Source organism: Rhodococcus jostii NBRC 16295 (assembly GCF_001894825.1).
Classification (GTDB): domain Bacteria; phylum Actinomycetota; class Actinomycetes; order Mycobacteriales; family Mycobacteriaceae; genus Rhodococcus_F; species Rhodococcus_F jostii.
Window position 1 is genome coordinate 14,393 of record NZ_BCWY01000035.1, and the last position, 18,794, is coordinate 33,186.

The following is an 18,794-nucleotide window of genomic DNA, read 5'->3' on the forward strand; positions in this document are numbered from 1 at the left end:
TACCCGAGTGTGAGCGGAACTGATGGCGCGGACGAGCGAGTCCAGTCCGTACGTCGAATTCGACCGGAAGCAGTGGCGCACACTGCGTAAGTCGACGCCGCTCGTCCTCACCGAGGAAGAGCTGTACGGACTGCGGGGCCTCGGCGAGCAGATCGACCTCGAGGAGGTCGCGGAGGTCTACCTGCCGCTGTCGCGTCTGATCCACCTGCAGGTGGCGGCCAGGCAGCGACTGTTCGCCGCGACCGCGACGTTCCTCGGCGAGAAGCACCCCGACCAGCAGGTGCCGTTCGTGATCGGCGTCGCCGGCAGTGTGGCGGTCGGCAAGTCCACCACGGCGCGTGTCCTGCAGGCGCTGCTCGCGCGCTGGGAGCACCACCCGCGTGTCGATCTGGTGACGACGGACGGCTTCCTGTACCCGACGGCCGAACTGAACCGCCGCGGGATCATGCACCGCAAGGGCTTTCCCGAGAGTTACGACCGCCGCAAGCTGCTGCGGTTCGTCACCGAGGTGAAGTCGGGGGCCGAAGAAGTGGCCGCACCGGTCTATTCACACATCTCGTACGACATCATCCCCGGCCAGTATCACCTGATCCGGCAGCCGGACATCCTCATCATCGAGGGGCTCAACGTGCTGCAGACCGGACCCCGGCTGATGGTGTCGGACCTGTTCGACTTCTCGATCTACGTCGACGCGCGGATCGAGGACATCGAGAACTGGTACATCCAGCGGTTTCTGGCGCTGCGGAAGACGTCGTTCTCCGACCCCGACGCGCACTTCCACCACTACGCCGGACTGTCGGATCGGGACGCAACGTCTGCCGCGCAGGAGATCTGGCACAACATCAACCGGCCGAACCTGGTCGAGAACATCCTGCCGACGCGTCCGCGTGCCACGCTCGTGCTGCGCAAGGACGCCAATCATTCGATCAACCGGCTGCGGCTCCGCAAGCTGTAGGTGAGTGGCAAAGTGTGTTCCGGCACACTTCGCCGCTCACGTCAGACGCCGAACCTGCGGTGCCGGGCGGCGTAGTCGCGCAGCGCGCGGAGGAAATCGACGCGGCGGAACTCGGGCCAGTACGCCTCCGTGAACCAGATCTCGGAGTAGGCGCTCTGCCACAGCAGGAACCCCGACAGCCGCTGCTCCCCCGACGTGCGGATCACGAGGTCGGGGTCGGGCTGGCCGGACGTGTAGAGGTGGCCGTCGATGCCGTCGACAGTGATCGATTTCACGAGTTCGTCCCCCGACAGTCCCGCGAGGAGCTTCTCGCTGAGCAGCGACTGGACGGCGTCGGCGATCTCCTGACGGCCGCCGTAGCCGATGGCGACGTTGACGTGGGTGCCGGTGCGACCCTCGGTTCCGGCGGCCGCGTCACGCAACCGGCGCGACTGCGCGGCGGGCAGGAGATCGAGAGCGCCGACGATCTTGACGCTCCAGTTCTTGTCGGGGCCGGAGATCTCCTCCACGACGTCCGTGATGATCTCGAGCAGGGTGTCGAGTTCCTCGGGGTCGCGGCGCAGATTCTCGGTGGACAGCAGGTAGATGGTGGCCATCTCGATGCCCGCGGCGTCGCACCAGCCGAGCAACTCGGAGATCTTGAGGGCGCCCATGCGATGGCCGTGACTGACGTCCTCGAAGCCGTTCTCCCGGGCCCACCGCCGGTTGCCGTCGCACATCACGGCAATGTGCCGAGGGTGCTGTAGACCGTCGAGCCGCTTCAGTAGCCGACGCTCGTAGATGCTGTACAGCAGTCCTCGCGCACTCACCTGGAGATCACCATGACACGCAAGAGTACGCCGCACCCGAAGGTGATCCGCGACGGCCGTCACACAGCGCGCGACTTCCCGCTACCGACGGGTACGCTCTCACCAACACGCTAACCTACGGTTGCGTAGGTTAGCTCCACGCACAGCGAGAAGAGGTGTTCAGTGACCGCTTTCGGCCTCGACGAACTACCCGTCAAGCCCCGAATGCGCGGGTGGATCCACCTGTGGGCGTTCGGCGTCTCCGTGATCGCCGGCATCGTCCTCGTCACGGTCTCGGGCATCCGGGTGTCCGGGCAGGCGGCGCTCGCCACCGCCGTCTACAGCCTGACGGTGTGCGGCGTGTTCGGGGTCAGCGCCACCTATCACCGCATCCACTGGAACACCGTCTCGGCGCGCACCTGGATGAAGCGCGCGGACCATTCGATGATCTTCCTGTTCATCGCCGGCAGTTATACCCCGTTCGCGGTGCTGGGACTCCCGTCCGACACGGGCCGGACGCTGCTGATCGTCGTGTGGGCGGGCGCGCTCGCCGGGGTCGCGCTGAAGATGTTGTGGCCGACGGCCCCGCGCTGGGTCGGGGTGCCGCTGTACCTGCTGCTCGGCTGGGCCATCGTCCCCGTTGCACCCGAACTGACGCACGAGGTCGGCGTCGTCCCGATGCTGCTGCTCCTGATCGGCGGCATCCTGTACTCGGTCGGCGCGATCCTCTACGCCACCAAGTGGCCCAACCCGTGGCCGACCACGTTCGGACATCACGAGTTCTTCCACGCCGCCACCGTGGTCGCGGCGCTGTGCCACTACGTCGCCGTGTGGCTGGTGGTGTTCCGGTAGTCCCGGGCTACCGGCTCAACGCCTCGCTCAGGTCCTCGACGGTCGACACCGGGCGGTCGCAGACGAACCCGCGGCACACGTACGCCGCCGACGTTCCGCCGACCAGCGGCCGGTCGGCAAGCAGGGGTGACGAGTCCGGTTCGCCACCGACCACGACGGCACCGCCGGGGGCGAGCCTGTGTGCCTCCTCGAGCAACGCGGACTCGCCGTCGGTGGCCACGGCCACCTGGATCGGGCCGCGCACCGACGCCTCGGCCACCGCGAGCCAGTGCCCGGCGGATCGCGGTGCGCGCTGCAGGAGCAGCGCCACCCGGTCGAGCGAGTGCGCGGCGGCGGTCGCATACCGTCCCGATGCCTCCGGGTCGGCCATCGCAGCCGCGGTGAGCAGCGCCTCGGCCAGGCACGACGCCCCGGACGGCGTCGCTCCGTCGACGGGGTCACGGGGTCGGGTCACCAGCGTCTCCGCGTCGTCAGCGGTGTCGAACCAGCTGCCGGGCCTCTCGCCGTCGGCGAAGTGGATCAACGCCCGGTCCAGCAGCGCCTGCGCGGGCTTCAGCCACTCGGTGTCGCCGGTCGCCTGGTACAGCGCGAGGAGCCCCGTCGCCAGGCAGGCGTAGTCCTCGAGTACCCCGGCCGACTCGCCGACGGTAGCTCCGAGGGATGCCCTCCGCAGTCGCCCGTCGACGACGTGCAGTCCGAGGACGGCTCGCGCGCACTCCGCGGCGGCGTCCACCCACTCCGGCCTGCCGAGTCCCGCGCCCGCCTCGGCGAGCGCGGTGATCGTGAGGCCGTTCCACGCGGTGACCACCTTGTCGTCGCGCCCGGGCTGCGGCCGTGTCGCGCGCTGCGCGAGAAGCGCGTCCCGCACCCGGCGCCAGCGGTCCCGGTCGTCGGGGTCGCGGAGAAGCTGCAGGACGGAGGTGCCGGCCTCGAACGTCCCGGCGGGAGTCACTGCGAACACACCCGCCGCCCACTTCCCGTCCTCGGGCCCGAGGACCTCGACGAGCTGTTCCGGGGTCCACACGTAGGTGAGTCCCTCGACGCCCTCGGTGTCGGCGTCGAGGGCCGACGCGAACGACCCGTTCGCGGTGCGCAGATCGCGCAGCAGGAACTCGACGGTCTCCTCGCTGACACGGACGGCCAGGTCCGAGCCGGTGCGGCGACCCAGGTGCGCGTACGCACGTAGCAGTTGGGCGTTGTCGAAGAGCATCTTCTCGAAGTGCGGCACCACCCATGCGGCGTCGACCGAGTAGCGGGCGAATCCGCCGCCGAGCTGGTCGTAGATGCCACCGCGGGCCATCGCCGACGCAGTGCGCTGCACCACGCCGAGCACTGCCTCGTCGCCGGACCTCTCGTAGGTGCGGAGCAGGCCCTCCATCAGCGCGGACGGCGGAAATTTGGGGGCACCGCCGAATCCGCCGCGCTCGGCGTCCTCGTCGCTGCGCACGCTCCCGGCGGCCGCGTCCAGCAGGGCCGCATCCACCCGGACGTCACCCTCCGGGATGCCGCCCGCTCCGCGCCGCAGTTCGGCGACCACCGAACCCGCTGCCTCGTCGACGTCGCCGCGGCGGTCACGCCACGTGTCGGCAATGGCCCCCAGCAGCTGGGTGAACGACGGCATGCCACCGCGGGGCTCGGCCGGGTAGTAGGTGCCGCAGTAGAACGGGGCGCCGTCCGGGGTGAGGAAGCACGTCATCGGCCAGCCGCCCTGACCGGTCATCGCGACCGTGGCGTTCATGTACACGGCGTCGAGGTCGGGCCGCTCCTCGCGGTCGACCTTGACGCAGACGAAATGCTCGTTCATCAGCGACGCGACCGACTCGTCCTCGAAGGACTCGTGAGCCATGACGTGGCACCAGTGGCACGCCGAATACCCGATCGACAACAGGATCGGGACGTCCCGCTCCCGCGCCCACTCGGTCGCCTCCGGACCCCACTGCTGCCAGTGCACGGGGTTGTCGGCGTGCTGTCGCAGATAGGGGCTGGTGGACCCACCGAGTGTGTTCTGTGCGCGTGGGTCCATCTCCAGCTCCTGTTCGACTACTTCTGCAGGTTGGGCGGGGTGTCCGTGGGCTTCGGCGGTTCGGTCGTGCTCGCGCCGCCACCGTGAATCGCGCCGCGGTCGGTGCCCTCGTCCACTTCCTGGTCGGGTTCGGGATGCTCCGGCTCGAACGTCTCGGGCAGGTTCTTGAGCTTCTTGTTCATCGAACGCACCAGCAGCACGACACCCGCGAGCAGCGCGAGAATCACGACGAGGCCGATGGGCGACGCCTTACCGAACTCGGGACCGGACGGAGTGCTCGGCGTCTGCGCCAGGACGTCCGCCGCGCCGGTCACGATGCTGACCGTCAACGCGTTCACTGCCGGCCGTCCTCGGTGATACCCGCGAACAGATCGTTCTCCGGGATGGAGGTGGTGACCCGGGTCTTGGCCAGTTCGAATTCCTCTGTGGGCCAGATCTTCTGCTGGATCTCGAGCGGAACCGCGAAGAACGAACCGTTCGGGTCGATCTGGGTGGCGTGGGCCCGCAACGCGTCGTCCCGCTGTGGGAAGTAGTCGCCGCACGTGATCTGCGTGGTGACACGCGCCATCAGGTCACCCTGCTCGGTCTTCCACTTCTTGAGCCACTCGGCCATCGGGAACTCTTCACCGCGGCGGTCGTACTCCTCCTGGAACTGCAGGAGACGCTTCCGGATGAAGCCGTGCGAGTAGTAGACCTTCTGCACCCGCCACGGCTCCCCGGCGTCCGGGAACTGCTCGGGGTCGGCGGCGGCCTCGTACGCGCCCATCGACACCTCGTGGCAGCGGATGTGATCGGGGTGCGGGTAGCCGCCGTTCTCGTCGTACGTGGTCATGACGTGCGGGCGGAACTCGCGGATCGCGCGCACCAGCACCTCGGTCGACTCCTCGAGCGGAACGAGCGCGAAGCATCCCTCCGGCAGCGGCGGCTTCGGGTCGCCCTCCGGCAGACCGGAGTCGACGAATCCCAGCCACTGGTGCTGGACGCCGAGGATGCGTGCCGCTTCGGCCATCTCCTCGATGCGCACCTCGTGGATGCGGTCCCGCACCCCGGGCACGTCCATCGCGGGGTTGAGGATGTCGCCACGTTCACCACCGGTCAACGTCACGACCTTCACTTCGTTGCCCTCTGCGGCGTAACGGGCCGTTGTCGCGGCGCCCTTGCTCGACTCGTCGTCGGGATGGGCATGGACGGCCATGAGCCGGAATCCGCTCACGTATTCGTTCACCTCAACTTCGCCAGTAGCCGTTGCCGGCTTGTCCGTGTCGCGCGCTCTCGCCCCCGCCATCGCTGACGGCGCACTGACGCACGTCCTCTATAGTTCCACCCGAGAGTTCCGCTTGCAGCCGTGCCCCCGCTCGAGTGCTGTGAGTTACAGGGAACCGGAGCGGTACGAGAGTTGAGAGATGACGAGAACGCTTCCCCCGGGCCGATACACAGCCGCGGCAAAGCCTGCGCGCCCGAAGCGCTGGCTCGTGTGGGCGCTGTCCGCAGCTGTCGTGGTGGTCGGCGTGATCGTGGCGTTCGTCGCCTACGACAAGTTCGCCGTCTCCGAGATCGACAGTGAAGCCACGTCGTTCGATCTGGTAAGTGATTCGCAGCTCGACATCACCTTCACCGTCACGCGCCAGGATCCGTCCCGGGACGCGGTCTGCATCGTCCGCTCCCGTTCCAAGGACGGTTCCGAGACCGGCCGTCGCGAGGTCTTCATCGCCGGCGGCGAGGATCAGACAGTGAAGGTCACCGCACCCGTCTACACGTCGCGGCCGCCTGCCATGGGCGACATCTACGGCTGCAGCCTGGACGTTCCCGCCTATCTCACCGGCGGCTGACACCCCCGCACCCGAGCGACCGTTCGGGTTATTCGGGGGCTGCACTCCCCGATCGTGCTAGAATCGCCTGATACACGGTTCCGGTTTGGAACCGTGTATTGCTGCATTGGCGGCAAGGCGGAACTCCGCACGGCTACGGCCGTCGAATCCGCCGAGCCGTTGATCACTGCTGTTGCAGTGGTCTGTCGAGGGAGCCCGGCGGCTCCAACTACGAGGGAGTGATCGAGATGACCGAGACCCAGGTGACCTGGCTGACCCAGGAGTCACATGACAGGCTCAAGAGCGAACTCGACCAGCTCATTGCCAATCGTCCGGTCATCGCCGCCGAGATCAACGAGCGTCGCGAAGAGGGCGATCTGAAGGAGAACGGCGGCTACCACGCGGCCCGCGAAGAGCAGGGCCAGCAGGAAGCCCGCATCCGCCAGCTTCAGGAACTTCTGAACAGCGCGAAGGTCGGCGAGGCCCCCACCCAGTCCGGTGTCGCACTGCCCGGTTCCGTGGTGAAGGTCTACTACGACGGCGACGAGAAGGACACCGAAACCTTCCTGATCGCCACCCGTGAAGAGGGTGCTCGCGACAACAAGCTCGAGGTCTACTCCCCCAACTCCCCGTTGGGTGGCGCACTGCTCGAGGCGAAGGTCGGCGAGACCCGCGAATACACGCTGCCCAACGGCAGCAGCATGAAGGTGACGCTCGTCAGCGCGGAGCCTTACCACAGCTGATCTCGGATCCACCGCCGAAAACTCCGGTCCGGGCCCAGTGCCCGGGCCGGAGTTTTGTGCATTGATTCCTGTGTGACTCAGAAGACTCGGCGGGCTTTCATGTCGGCGAACACAGGTCCGATGCGCACGACGTCTCCGGTGGTGGGCGCGTGCAGCATCTGGCCGTTGCCGACGTAGATCGCCACGTGCCCCGGCCCACCCGACTGCCAGTTGCCGAACAGCAGATCCCCGGGCCTGGCCTGGGACAGCGGCACCTCGACACCGACATTCCACTGCGTCTCCGACGTGCGGGGCAGTTTGACGCCGGTTGCGGCGTACACGGCGAACGAGGTCAGTCCCGAACAGTCGAATCCGCCACCCGACGGCCCGTTGATGTTGCCGCCGCCCCACACGTACGGCAATCCGATGAACCGCATGGCCGCTTCGACGACACGGCTCGTGTCACCTGCGGCGGCACCGTAGAAGAACGGCGACAGCATCCGTGCGAACGATTCTTCGAGCGAACGGATCCGCGCGACGTACGGCTGGGTTTCGTGCTCGTAGTCGAACTTTCCGGCAGGCATGCCGCCGGTGGTCCGGACCGCTCCCGCGCCGGCGTTGTAGGCGGCGATCGTGAGGTCGAGGGTGTCGCCCTTGACCACCCCCTCCTTCTTCCAGCCCTCGATCTGCCCGAACAGGTCGCACAGCATCTGACCGGACGCCATCATCGGGTCGGCGACGCCGTTGATGTCGACCTTGCCGTCGCCGTCCGCGTCCTTGCCGTACTTGGCCCAGCTCGCGGGCATGAACTGGCCGGGTCCGCGGGCGCCTGCGCGGGACACGGGCGACGTCGCGCCGTACCGGAAGCCGTTCTCGACCGAGTACAGGGCCGCCAGCGTCGGCGGCTTGATGCCCTCGCACAGCGATCCGGCCTTGCGGATCCACGGGGCGAAGACCGCGATGGCGCCGACCGGTGCGAGTGAGACACCGGGAAAGCCGGCGGGGACCGACGGGATCAGCGATCCAAGCCCGCTGATGAGGGCCGGAACACCGGGCAGAGCGGCGAGGCCCCCGATCGCGGTTCCGACGTCGGGGGCGCTCATTACAGGGGGCTGGTCGAGGGGTGTGTCCGGGAGCACCAGCGGTGCGACCGGGCCGGGCGGCGGCGCCGCTTCGACAGCGGGCGGTGGCGGAATGTACGGGTCGGTTGCCTGCTTCACGACATCCGAGGCCTGCGCAACCATCTGCTCGGCCTGCACGCGGGCCGGTTCGGGGAGGGTTGACAGTGCGTCGTTTACTTGTTTCTGAACGTCGGGTGAGGCCTGCTCGACCACCTGGATTGCTTCGGCTGCTTGATCTTTCACCGGCTGCGGTATGTCCGCTCCCTGAACGATGGCCCCCGCTGCGGTGGTGATCGCCACGATGATCGCCGCTGCATCAACTGACATACGTGCGCTCCTCCTCCTCGGTGCACCTAACCGAGTGAGTTCACGTTACGACGGGGCACAGCAGGTGCGAGGCGATTCTGCCGGATTGCTCGGATTCCTACCGTGACCTGCGGGAGAACGGAAGATGACGAATCACACCGCTGGGCGGTCACCCACGCACGGGCGCAAAACGTTCGCTGAGGATCTCGACCAGGTCGGCCGGGTCTGTGGTGTCGTCGTTCAACGCCTCGAGCAGTTGTGCGCGCTGAGCCGGCGAGATCGGTTCGATTCCCCCGAAGATCTGCCACGTGTCACCGGCCGGGACGACGCGGGCACAGATCAGATTCCCGACGCCCCATTGCCGGCTCGCGGCACGTTCCCTGATTTCTCGCCGGTCTCCGGTACGCAGATCCCGCAGCGTCAGGCCCTCACCGGGCCGGGCCTCCTCCACCTCGTGCACCGACCGTTCGACCTCCTGCCACTGTCGTGCGAGTGCGAACTCGTCCGCGGGCAACATGTCGCCTCGGCTGTCGACGAAGTCGGCGAACGCACCGCCTTCGAAGAGGGCGACGTCGGCGACCAGCGGGTCGTCCAACGCCTCGACCAGCGCTGAGTCCCCGGCCCAGTACTCGGATCGAATTTCGGCGAACTCGAAGATCTGGTCCCGCCAACCGAGCTCCTCCGCGTGCAGCTTCGCCTTCTGGTACAGCCATGCTGCCCGCTCGGACAACGGATGGTCGCCCTTTCCGAGGTGGCACATCTTGTACTTCTTCCCCGACCCGCACCAGCAGGGATGGTTTCGGCCCAGCCCCGGCCTGGGAGTCGGCTGGAAGCGTTCGAGCACGGCGTGCAGCGTCTCCACGTCCCCGCCGGCCATCCGATTCAGCAACGACAGTCCGCGGACGGCGTCACCGCGATCCGAAGCGAAACGGGCAAGGTCGAAGAGGGCGGGATCGAACGCTCCATCCACGACGAGAGCATGTTCGTAGTGTTCTTCGGCGTCTTCCGGGAAGCCCTCCCTCTCGGTGGCGCGGCCGGCGAGCCAGGACGCGGCGGCTTTCACGTTCCGGGGTCCCAGCATGAGCAGCAGATCCGCTGCGTGCAGTATCACGCTCGGGTCCACGTCGCCGTCGAACAGCTCGTCTGCCGCGACCTCCACGACTGCAGGATCGGCCAGGCCCGCGTAGAGCTCCGGTTGTCCGAAGAAGCGTTCTTCGATGTCCTGGTGGTCGCCTTCGGTGAGAGCCGCGACGAGGGTAACGAGCAGCGCGACGGCCGGTGCCGCCTCCACCGGCACCCCCAGGCGGTCCGCGTACAGGCGGAGCACCTGATCGTTCCGGTACTCCTCGAAATCGAATCCGCGCGGGGCGACAAGTTTCCCGGAACGGTCGAAGCCGGCGTTCTCGATTATTTCCGCCAATGGGAACGTCTGCACGGTGAACGCCGCCGGATCGTCGACCAGGAGCTGCCAGACCTCCTCTTCCACATCGACTACCGCGCTCTCGGTCAGCCGCTGGGTGAACCGCAGGGCGAGATCGGGAGCGACCGCGACCGGCCCGTCGACGAAGTCGAGGTGCACGCCGGTGTTCGACGTCGACAGCGCGAGAAGGTCTCCGGGAGAGCACTGCGCAAGGGTGCCCGGAGGAAGGACGAGCGCCGCCTCATCGGCGAACGTGTCAGCGTCCTCGTCGAAGAACACCACCTCGAAGCCATCGACGTCGGGCTCCCCGGATCCGAGAAGCAGGAGCGGCCCGAAGTCGTCCATCTCCACGACGTCGGCCGAGATCTCCTGCGCGGTGAGGCGGTGCGTGAGGACGCGTCCCGCGAGCAGAATGTCGAGCGCGACGTTTCGGCCGTCGGGGAGATATCCGAGAAGCGGCGCGTCCAGGTCCACCACGTCTACGAGCAGGTCGTTGATATGACCCCGGCCCGAATCCGCGAGCGCGTCTGCCAGCTCGCGGTCGGAAAGGGGGCCGCGCTCCCGCAGCAAACCCAGAGCGGCATCGAGCAGTTCGTCATGGTCTGCGATCACGGATCGAATCGTAGTGACGACTCCGTCACGGCGGCGGCTGTCGGGCACGACTGCGCACATCTGCGGACGACACGCCGGGCATGCGCTGCACGACTGCGCACTCGGCGAGGAGAGACAGAATCTTCCCAGGTTGTTCTAAGGTTCGTCGGGGAAGCTGGTCGGCATGAGTGAAGACCGACGGATCACCCGCCTGCTTCCCGTTCGCCGCGTCCTGGCGGCAGCTGGTATCGCCGGACTCGTCGCCGGTGGCGGTATGGCGGCGGCCGCCGACCCCGCGACCCCCGATTCGACGGTGGCGGCGCCCCTCGTCTCGGCCGGATTCGGCGCACCGGACGCCGTGTCCAGCGGCTCCTGAGCCACCGCGACCGGAGATCGACCACATGACCACCGCACGAAGCGCAACCGAATGGTCTACCTGGGGCGTCCACGCCCGCATCGTCGTCACCGACCCCGACTCGCTGAGTTCGGCGTCGAACCTGATCCGCGGATACCTTGCGGCCGCCGACGCCGCCGTCAATCGCGACCGCGCGGACGCCGAGATCCGCTCGCTCGAAGAGGGGCGGAACACGGTCACGCCGATGTTCGCGCGATTCCTCGCCGACGCCCTCGCCGCAGCGCGCACCACCGAGGGCGCACTCGACCCCACGGCATCGGCGCCCGCGTCCCACGCGTGGCGGTCGATCACGGTCGACGGCACCGAGGTCACGCTTCCCGCCGGCGTGGAACTCGACCTGACGGCAACGGCGCGCGCGAGTTCGGCCGATCACTGCGCATCGACGACGGCGGAGCTGCTCGGGTGCGGCGTGCTGGTGGCCCTCGGCGGAGACATCGCCACCGCCGGGACCACACCGCCCGGCGGCTGGCAGGTGCAGGTCCAGGACCTGCCCGGCGACCCCACCTGCCAGGTGTCGATCCCGTCGGGTGCGGCCGTCGCGACCGCCAGCACCGTCAAACCGCTGCACCCCGACTCGATCTCGTTGTGGCGCACCGTATCCGTGGTGGCCGAGTCGTGCACCACCGCGCACGCGTCGAGTACTGCGGCGGTGGGGATGGGCGGCGGCGCCATCGACTGGCTCACCAACCTCGAGCTACCCGCGCGGCTGGTGGACCAGGAGTTCCGGGTGATCACCCTCGGTGGGTGGCCGAGCTAGGTCGGGTTTAGCGGGTTTACTCCTGCAGGCGGACCGTGTACCGGGCGTCGCGCAGTGCGTCGAGGAGATCCTGCCGGTGACCGGGACCGCGGGTCTCGACGGTGAGAAACACCTCCACCTCGTCGAGCGCGAGCGCGCCGCCGGTGCGGGAGTGGACGACGTCGACGACGCTGGCGCCGTTGCCGCTGACCACGCCGAGGAGGCTGACCAGACCACCCGGTCGGTCCGGGATGGTCACGTGCACACCGAGATACCGTCCCGCCGCCCGTAGACCGTGGTTGACGACGTGGGTGAGCAGCAGCGGGTCGATGTTGCCGCCGGACAGCACCGCGCACACCTTCCCGGTGAGCCCCATTTCTTCCGTCGAGCAACTGATCAGCGCGGCCACAGCCGCAGCACCCGCAGGCTCCACGATCAGCTTCGCGCGTTCGAGGCACAGGAGCAGCGCCCGGGACAGGGCATCCTCGCTGACCGTGACGATGGCGTCGACCTGAGTGCCGACGTGCGCGAACGGCACGTCGCCGGGCCTGCCGACCGCGATACCGTCCGCCATCGTCGACATGCTCTCCAGCGGAATCGGGCGACCCTCGGCCAGCGAACGCGGCCACGCGGCCGCCTGCTCGGCCTGGACGCCGACGATCCGCACGTCGGGGCGGCTGGCCTTCACGGCCGCGGCGATACCCGCGATCAGGCCGCCACCCCCGGTCGGGACGACGACGGTCCCGACGTCGGGTTCCTGCTCGAGAATCTCGAGTCCCACGGTCCCCTGCCCCGCGACGATGTCGGCGTGATCGAACGGATGGATCAGGACGGCGCCGGTCTCGTCCGCGAACTTCTTCGCCGCGACCAGCGCGTCGTCCACCGTGTCTCCGGTGAGGTGGACGGTGGCGCCGTACGCCTTGGTGGCGACGAGCTTCGGGAGGGGCGCCCCGGTGGGCATGAAGACGGTGGACGGGATGCCCAGTTCCGTGGCCGCCCAGGCCACCCCCTGCGCGTGATTGCCGGCGCTGGCCGCCACCACCCCGCACGCCCGTTCCGCCACCGACAGATTCGCGATCCGGTTGTACGCACCGCGCGGTTTGAAAGACCCTGTGCGCTGCAGATTTTCGCACTTCAGGGTGACGACGTGCCCGCACCGTTCCGACAGCGCCCGGGACGCGATCACCGGTGTCCGGCGCATGACGGGGTCCAGCAGCTTCCGAGCTGCTCTGATCTGATCCAGCGTGACAGGCTCCACGCGGGCCAGCATAGGGCGCTCCGCGCCCCGTGCGTGGTTAACGAGTCCAGAGGCTCGTCACCTACGCACGGGCGCCGGAGGCGCCTACTTCAGCGCCTGCTCGATGTCGCCCACGAGGTCGGCGGCGTCTTCGATGCCGACGGACAGGCGCACCAGGTCGTCCGGGACCTCGAGCAGCGATCCGGCGGTGGAGGCGTGGGTCATGGCGCCCGGGTGCTCGATCAGCGACTCGACGCCGCCCAGCGACTCGGCCAGCGTGAAGATCTCGGTGCGCGAGCAGAAGTCCAGCGCGGCCTGCTTGCCGCCGGCGAGGCGCACCGAGATCATGCCGCCGAAGCGGCGCATCTGCTTCTCGGCCACCTTGTGGCCGGGGTGCGATTCGAGGCCGGGGTAGATCACCTGCGACACCGCGGAGTGGCCGGTGAGCAGTTCGACGACCCTCTCGGCGTTGTCGCTGTGGCGCTCCATGCGCAGGGACAGGGTCTTGATGCCGCGGAGGGTGAGGAACGCGTCGAAAGGTCCGGGGACGGCACCGGCACCGTTCTGCAGGAATGCGAACGCCGTGTCGAGCTCTTCGTCGTTGGTGACGAGTGCGCCGCCGACGACGTCGGAGTGTCCGCCGATGTACTTGGTGGTCGAGTGCAGCGCGACGTCGGCACCGAGCTGCAGCGGCTGCTGCAGGTACGGCGACGCGAACGTGTTGTCGACGACGATCTTCGCCCCGGCCTCGTGCGCGATGTCGGACAGCGCCTCGATGTCGCCGATGTTGAGAAGCGGGTTGGTGGGCGTCTCGACCCACACGAGCTTGGTGTTGGGACGGATCGCCTCGCGGACGGCGTCCACGTCGGACACGGCGGCGGGCGTGTATTCGATGCCCCACTGGGTGAAGACCTTGTCGATCAGGCGGAACGTGCCGCCGTAGGCGTCGTTCGGGATGACGAGGTGGTCGCCGGGGCGAAGTGCGGCGCGGAGCAGGCAGTCGGTGGCGGCCATGCCCGAACCGAAGGCGCGACCGTACGTACCCGACTCGAGGGCTGCGAGGTTGGCCTCGAGCGGTCGTCGGGTGGGGTTGCCGGTGCGGGCGTACTCGAATCCGTTCCGCATGCCGCCGACGCCGTCCTGCGCGAACGTCGAACTCGCGTAGATCGGGACGTTGACGGCGCCCGTCTGCGGGTCCGGGTCGAATCCGGCGTGCACGGCCTTGGTGGAGAAACCCTGCCAGCTGATGTTGTCCGCTTTGCTGCGCTGCTCACTCATGGCCCCCAGCCTAGTGGGGACCTAATTCTCCAGATACTCCGCGATGGCGAAGGCGACGTCGAGCTTGGTCGCGTCGCTGACGGAGGGGTCGAGCGCGTTGACGATGATGCTGTGTTCGGGTGTGAGCAGGGCCATCGCCACGACGTCGAGGACCACCCCGCCGAACTGCGCGGACCGTGGGTCGGGCACGACGTTCGTCCCGTTCCGCATCTCGACGAGGACGGCCGGGTCGGTGACCTGAGGCTTCACCGACGCGGTGATCGTGCTCATCACGTTGGTCGGTCCCTTGGACCACGAGCAGGTCGGATCGATCGATCCGGGGAGGACGGCCTCAGTGAGGTGTGGCCGGTCCGACACGAGCCGCCCGAGCGCCTTCGTCAGCGCGGCGCAGTCGGTGGACACAGTCGACCCCGGCGACGACACCGAGCCGGACCCCGGTGACGACACCGAGCCGACGTCCGACGGTCCCGACTGCGCGACCGCTTCGCCCTCGATGCTGCTCCCGCAACCGGCGGCGGCGAACCCGAGCACAGCGACCGGGACCACCAGGCCACGGCGTAGACGAGCACTCACAGCGATTTCCCCCTCACGACCACCGGACCGGCACCCTGCTGTGCACCGTACGTTCCGCGCGCAGCAGGGACCAGTCTCGCCCCGACGTGTCGGCTAGGAGCCGGCGCTGAGGAAACCGAGGAGGTCGTGGCGGGTGATGACCCCGGCGGGCTTGCCGTCGTCGACGACCATCAGCGCGTCGGTGTCGCCCAGCGCCTTGGTGGCGGCCGACACCGGCTCACCCGAACCGATGAGCGGGAACGGCTTGCTCATGTGCTTCTCGACCGGATCCGCGAGGTGTGCGCGACCCTCGAACACGGCACTGAGCAGGTCGCGCTCGGTGACGCTGCCCGCGACCTCACCGGCCATGACGGGCGGCTCGGCGCCGACGACGGGCATCTGGGACACCCCGTACTCGCGGAGGATCTCGATGGCGTCGCGCAGCGTCTCGGACGGGTGTGTGTGGACGAGGTCCGGGAGCTCGCCGGACTTGCCGCGCAGGACGTCGCCGACGGTCTTCTCGTCAGGCTTGCCGTCGAGCGGGGTGCGGAGGAATCCGTAGGACGCCATCCACTTGTCGTTGAAGATCTTCGACAGGTAGCCGCGACCGCCGTCGGGGAGGAGGACGACGATGACGGCGTCGGGGCCCTCACGCTTGGCGACCTCGAGTGCGGCGACGACGGCCATGCCGCACGAGCCGCCGACCAGCAGGCCCTCTTCGCGGGCGAGACGGCGGGTCATCTCGAAGGAGTCGGCGTCGGACACGGCGATGATCTCGTCCGGGATGGACGGGTCGTAGGCGGTCGGCCAGAAGTCTTCGCCGACGCCCTCGACCAGGTACGGACGCCCGGTGCCACCTGAGTAGACGGAACCCTCGGGGTCGGCGCCGATGACCTTCACCTTGCCGCCGGACACCTCCTTGAGGTAGCGGCCGGTGCCGGTGATGGTGCCGCCGGTGCCGACGCCCGCGACGAAGTGGGTGATCTTGCCGTCGGTGTCGGCCCAGATCTCGGGGCCGGTGGTCTCGTAGTGGCTCTGCGGGCCGCCCGGGTTGGAGTACTGGTTGGGCTTCCAGCCGCCGGGGAGCTCGCGGGCGAGGCGGTCGGAGACACTGTAGTAGCTGTCCGGATGCTCGGGCGCGACCGCGGTGGGGCACACCACCACCTCGGCGCCGTAAGCCTTGAGAACGTTGCGCTTGTCTTCGCTGACCTTGTCGGGGCAGACGAACACGCATTTGTATCCGCGCTTCTGTGCCACCAGGGCGAGGCCGATCCCGGTGTTGCCGGACGTGGGCTCGACGATGGTCCCGCCCGGCTTCAGCTCGCCCGACGCCTCCGCGGCGTCGATCATCTTGACCGCGATGCGGTCTTTCGAGCTTCCACCCGGGTTGAGGTATTCGATCTTGGCTGCAACGGTCCCGTGATTCTCACCGATGACGGAAGAGAGCTTGACGAGAGGGGTGTTGCCGATCAGGTCGACGACGTGTTCCGCGATGCGCATGCCTCCATGCTCCCAGATGCCCTGATCCGATGCTCACGGACGTCCGGCACGGGGACCCTGATCCGACTAGATTGGTACGGACGCAGTCCGCTGGAACCACCCGTGAGATGAGCACCAGGTAGCGGAAAGGTGAGACCAGTGCCCAAGAGCACCTGGCAGACCGGAGTGAAGGCCGGCGCCACGGCTGTCGTGGCAGGTTCGAGCGCAGGCACGTTGTCGTGGGTGGCGTATTCGTATCTGATGTCCCAGGCGACGGCGGCCCGGGGTGTGATCGGACGCAACGTCGCCAAGCCGCCGGAGGCCGACGGCGTCTACTCCCCCGGCGTCCCGGTTCCCGAACGCTGGCTGCGGACCACCCGGTACGACGTCCACTTGATGATCTTCGGCGACTCGACGGCCGCGGGGGTGGGGTGTGTGTCAGCCGAGGAAGCGCCCGGCGTGCAGATCGCGACGCGCCTCGCCGACGAGACCGGGAAGCGGATCCGGCTGAGTACCAAGGCCATCGGCGGCGCCACGTCGCGCGGACTCAGTGGGCAGGTGGACGCGATGTTCGTGGCCGGACCGCCGCCGGACGCCGCGGTGATCCTGGTCGGCGCGAACGATGTCACGGCCAAGAACTCCATCCGGGCGTCGGCACGCCGGCTGGGAAACGCGGTCGAGCGATTGCGAAAACACGATTGCGCCGTCGTGGTCGGGACGTGCCCGGACCTCGGGGTGGTGACCGCGATCCCGCAACCGCTGCGCACCGTCGTCCGGACGTGGGGGTTGCGGCTGGCACGTGCGCAGGCGGCGGCGACCAGCGCGGCGGGGGGCCATCCGGTGGCGCTGGCCGACCTGCTGGCGCCCGAGTTCCTGGCGGCCCCCGATCGAATGTTCTCCTCCGACCACTTCCACCCGTCGGCGGCGGGGTACGAACTGGCGGCGATCCAGATCGTGCCCGTGCTCGCGACCGCGCTGGGCATGTGGCACGGCGGCCCACTCCCCGACCTGCCCGAGGTGTCGGAGGCCGCGGAGTCCCGCAAGCTGTCGACCCGAATGACGGCGTCGCTCAATCGTTTTCTGTGGCGGCGCGACGCCCGGCGGCGGTCACCCGGCCGCCTCGACGACCTCCTCGCGATCGAGGAGGCCTCCGCGTCGAGGGCGCAACGGATCGCTGAGTGAGATAGCCATGTCCACGCGGTCATCCGGCAACGTAAGTTGTCGGGAAGGCCACAGAACGGGTGGTCTGAAACACAGTCCAGGCCCCCCGCAGTTGACAAAGGAGTTTCCATGCCCGAGGCAGTCATCGTCTCCGCAGTACGCTCACCGATCGGCCGAGCCATGAAGGGCTCACTGAAGACCATCCGCCCGGATGATCTGACGACGCAGATGGTGGCCGCGGCGCTGGCGAAGGTGCCGGAGCTCGACCCCACCGAGATCGACGACCTGCTCCTCGGGTGCGGTCAGCCCGCCGGACAGTCGGGTTTCAACATCGCCCGGGTCGTCGCGGTGGAACTGGGCTACGACTTCCTGCCCGGTGTCACCGTCAACCGCTACTGTTCGTCGTCGCTGCAGACCACCCGCATGGCGCTGCACGCGATCAGGTCCGGCGAGGGCGACGTGTTCGTCTCCGCCGGTGTCGAGTCGGTGTCCAGCTTCGTCACCGGCAACGCCGACGGCCTGCCGAACACCAAGAACGCGCGGTTCGCCGACGCCGAGGCGCGGACCGCGAAGCTCGCGGAGGGCGGTGTTGCGTGGACCGACCCGCGCGAGAACGATCAGATTCCCGACGTCTACATCGCCATGGGCCAGACCGCGGAGAACGTCGCCTCGGCCACCGGCATCAGCCGTGAGGAGCAGGACCGGTGGGGCGTCCGGTCCCAGAACCGCGCGGAGGAGGCCATCAAGAACGGCTTCTTCGAGCGGGAGATCACCCCGGTCATCCTCCCCGACGGCACCGTTGTGTCCACCGACGACGGCCCCCGCGCCGGCACCACCTACGAGGGCATCAGCCAGCTCAAGCCGGTGTTCCGGCCGGACGGTACCGTCACCGCCGGCAATGCGTGCCCGCTCAACGACGGCGCCGCCGCGCTGGTGATCATGTCCGACACGAAGGCGAAGGCCCTCGGCCTGACCCCGCTGGCGCGCATCGTGTCGACCGGCGTGTCGGGCCTGTCGCCGGAGATCATGGGCCTCGGCCCGATCGAGGCCGTCAAGAAGGCGCTCGCCCTCGCGGGCAAGTCCATCTCCGACATCGATCTGTTCGAGATCAACGAGGCCTTCGCGGTGCAGGTCCTCGGTTCGGCCCGCGAACTGAAGATCGACGAGGACAAGCTGAACATCTCCGGCGGCGCCATCGCCCTCGGCCACCCGTTCGGCATGACCGGTGCCCGCATCACCAACACCCTGCTCAACAACCTGCGTGAGCAGGACAAGACGTTCGGCGTCGAAACCATGTGCGTCGGCGGCGGGCAGGGTATGGCGATGGTCCTCGAGCGCCTGAGCTGAGGC

Annotated in this window: 18 protein-coding genes; 8 read left to right on the forward strand and 10 right to left on the reverse strand. The window is 68.3% G+C overall.

Annotation, left to right across the window (positions count from 1 at the left end):
• Positions 1-22: 22 nt before the first annotated feature.
• Positions 23-955, forward strand: a complete 933-nt coding sequence (coaA, locus tag RJ1_RS22320; protein WP_005238987.1) for a type I pantothenate kinase — start codon at positions 23-25, stop codon at positions 953-955.
• Between the two features lie 41 nt (positions 956-996).
• Here the strand turns inward: coaA and RJ1_RS22325 are convergent, their stop codons facing one another.
• The gene (locus RJ1_RS22325; protein ID WP_073364053.1) at positions 997-1,764 is read right to left on the reverse strand and encodes an isoprenyl transferase; all 768 of its coding nucleotides are present in this window, start codon (positions 1,762-1,764) and stop codon (positions 997-999) included.
• A 162-nt stretch (positions 1,765-1,926) separates the two neighbouring features.
• On the opposite strand from RJ1_RS22325, the gene trhA reads away from it, so the two are divergent.
• On the forward strand, positions 1,927-2,595 hold the full coding sequence (gene trhA, locus RJ1_RS22330; protein ID WP_073364055.1) for a PAQR family membrane homeostasis protein TrhA: 669 nt from the start codon (positions 1,927-1,929) through the stop codon (positions 2,593-2,595).
• A gap of 7 nt (positions 2,596-2,602) precedes the next feature.
• Here trhA and RJ1_RS22335 read toward each other — a convergent pair whose 3' ends face one another.
• The 3 genes from RJ1_RS22335 to mca are packed head-to-tail and all read right to left on the reverse strand — an operon-like array spanning position 2,603 to position 5,831.
• A complete protein-coding gene (locus RJ1_RS22335; RefSeq protein WP_073364057.1) occupies positions 2,603-4,618 on the reverse strand; it encodes a thioredoxin domain-containing protein in 2,016 nt (671 codons plus the stop codon).
• A gap of 17 nt (positions 4,619-4,635) precedes the next feature.
• Positions 4,636-4,956 (reverse strand): hypothetical protein, encoded by a 321-nt coding sequence (locus RJ1_RS22340; protein WP_073364059.1) that lies wholly within the window; start codon positions 4,954-4,956, stop codon positions 4,636-4,638.
• Positions 4,953-5,831, reverse strand: coding sequence for a mycothiol conjugate amidase Mca (mca, locus tag RJ1_RS22345; RefSeq protein ID WP_073364177.1), 879 nt, complete (start codon positions 5,829-5,831; stop codon positions 4,953-4,955). The genes RJ1_RS22340 and mca overlap by 4 nt, the downstream gene beginning before the upstream one ends.
• Positions 5,832-6,021: 190 nt before the next feature.
• On the opposite strand from mca, the gene RJ1_RS22350 reads away from it, so the two are divergent.
• Positions 6,022-6,447: a DUF4307 domain-containing protein gene (locus tag RJ1_RS22350; RefSeq protein WP_073364061.1), complete on the forward strand. Its 426-nt coding sequence runs from the start codon at positions 6,022-6,024 to the stop codon at positions 6,445-6,447.
• Positions 6,448-6,674: 227 nt separating this feature from the next.
• Positions 6,675-7,169 (forward strand): transcription elongation factor GreA, encoded by a 495-nt coding sequence (gene greA / locus RJ1_RS22355; protein WP_005238978.1) that lies wholly within the window; start codon positions 6,675-6,677, stop codon positions 7,167-7,169.
• Positions 7,170-7,246: 77 nt separating this feature from the next.
• Here greA and RJ1_RS22360 read toward each other — a convergent pair whose 3' ends face one another.
• Both RJ1_RS22360 and RJ1_RS22365 read right to left on the reverse strand, forming a co-directional pair.
• Positions 7,247-8,596: a bifunctional lytic transglycosylase/C40 family peptidase gene (locus tag RJ1_RS22360; RefSeq protein ID WP_073364063.1), complete on the reverse strand. Its 1,350-nt coding sequence runs from the start codon at positions 8,594-8,596 to the stop codon at positions 7,247-7,249.
• A 148-nt stretch (positions 8,597-8,744) separates the two neighbouring features.
• A complete protein-coding gene (locus RJ1_RS22365) occupies positions 8,745-10,607 on the reverse strand; it encodes a YecA family protein (RefSeq protein WP_073364066.1) in 1,863 nt (620 codons plus the stop codon).
• Between the two features lie 163 nt (positions 10,608-10,770).
• On the opposite strand from RJ1_RS22365, the gene RJ1_RS22370 reads away from it, so the two are divergent.
• Entirely contained in the window at positions 10,771-10,962 is a 192-nt protein-coding gene (locus RJ1_RS22370; protein ID WP_073364068.1) for a hypothetical protein, read from the forward strand.
• 25 nt (positions 10,963-10,987) lie between these two features.
• Entirely contained in the window at positions 10,988-11,758 is a 771-nt protein-coding gene (locus RJ1_RS22375; protein WP_073364070.1) for an FAD:protein FMN transferase, read from the forward strand.
• Positions 11,759-11,774: 16 nt separating this feature from the next.
• On the opposite strand, the gene ilvA is transcribed toward RJ1_RS22375, so the two are convergent.
• From ilvA to RJ1_RS22395, 4 genes are all read right to left on the reverse strand, one after another.
• Entirely contained in the window at positions 11,775-13,007 is a 1,233-nt protein-coding gene (gene ilvA, locus RJ1_RS22380) for a threonine ammonia-lyase (RefSeq protein WP_073364072.1), read from the reverse strand.
• A gap of 72 nt (positions 13,008-13,079) precedes the next feature.
• Complete coding sequence (locus RJ1_RS22385) at positions 13,080-14,252, reverse strand: cystathionine gamma-synthase (protein ID WP_073364074.1); 1,173 nt, start codon at positions 14,250-14,252, stop codon at positions 13,080-13,082.
• A gap of 21 nt (positions 14,253-14,273) precedes the next feature.
• A complete protein-coding gene (locus RJ1_RS22390; protein ID WP_073364076.1) occupies positions 14,274-14,825 on the reverse strand; it encodes a hypothetical protein in 552 nt (183 codons plus the stop codon).
• A 93-nt stretch (positions 14,826-14,918) separates the two neighbouring features.
• Entirely contained in the window at positions 14,919-16,304 is a 1,386-nt protein-coding gene (locus RJ1_RS22395) for a cystathionine beta-synthase (protein ID WP_005238969.1), read from the reverse strand.
• 138 nt (positions 16,305-16,442) lie between these two features.
• Between RJ1_RS22395 and RJ1_RS22400 the strand changes: the two genes are divergently transcribed.
• Entirely contained in the window at positions 16,443-17,465 is a 1,023-nt protein-coding gene (locus RJ1_RS22400) for an SGNH/GDSL hydrolase family protein (protein WP_073364078.1), read from the forward strand.
• Between the two features lie 108 nt (positions 17,466-17,573).
• A complete protein-coding gene (locus RJ1_RS22405) occupies positions 17,574-18,791 on the forward strand; it encodes an acetyl-CoA C-acetyltransferase (RefSeq protein WP_073364080.1) in 1,218 nt (405 codons plus the stop codon).
• The last annotated feature ends 3 nt before the right edge of the window (positions 18,792-18,794 follow it).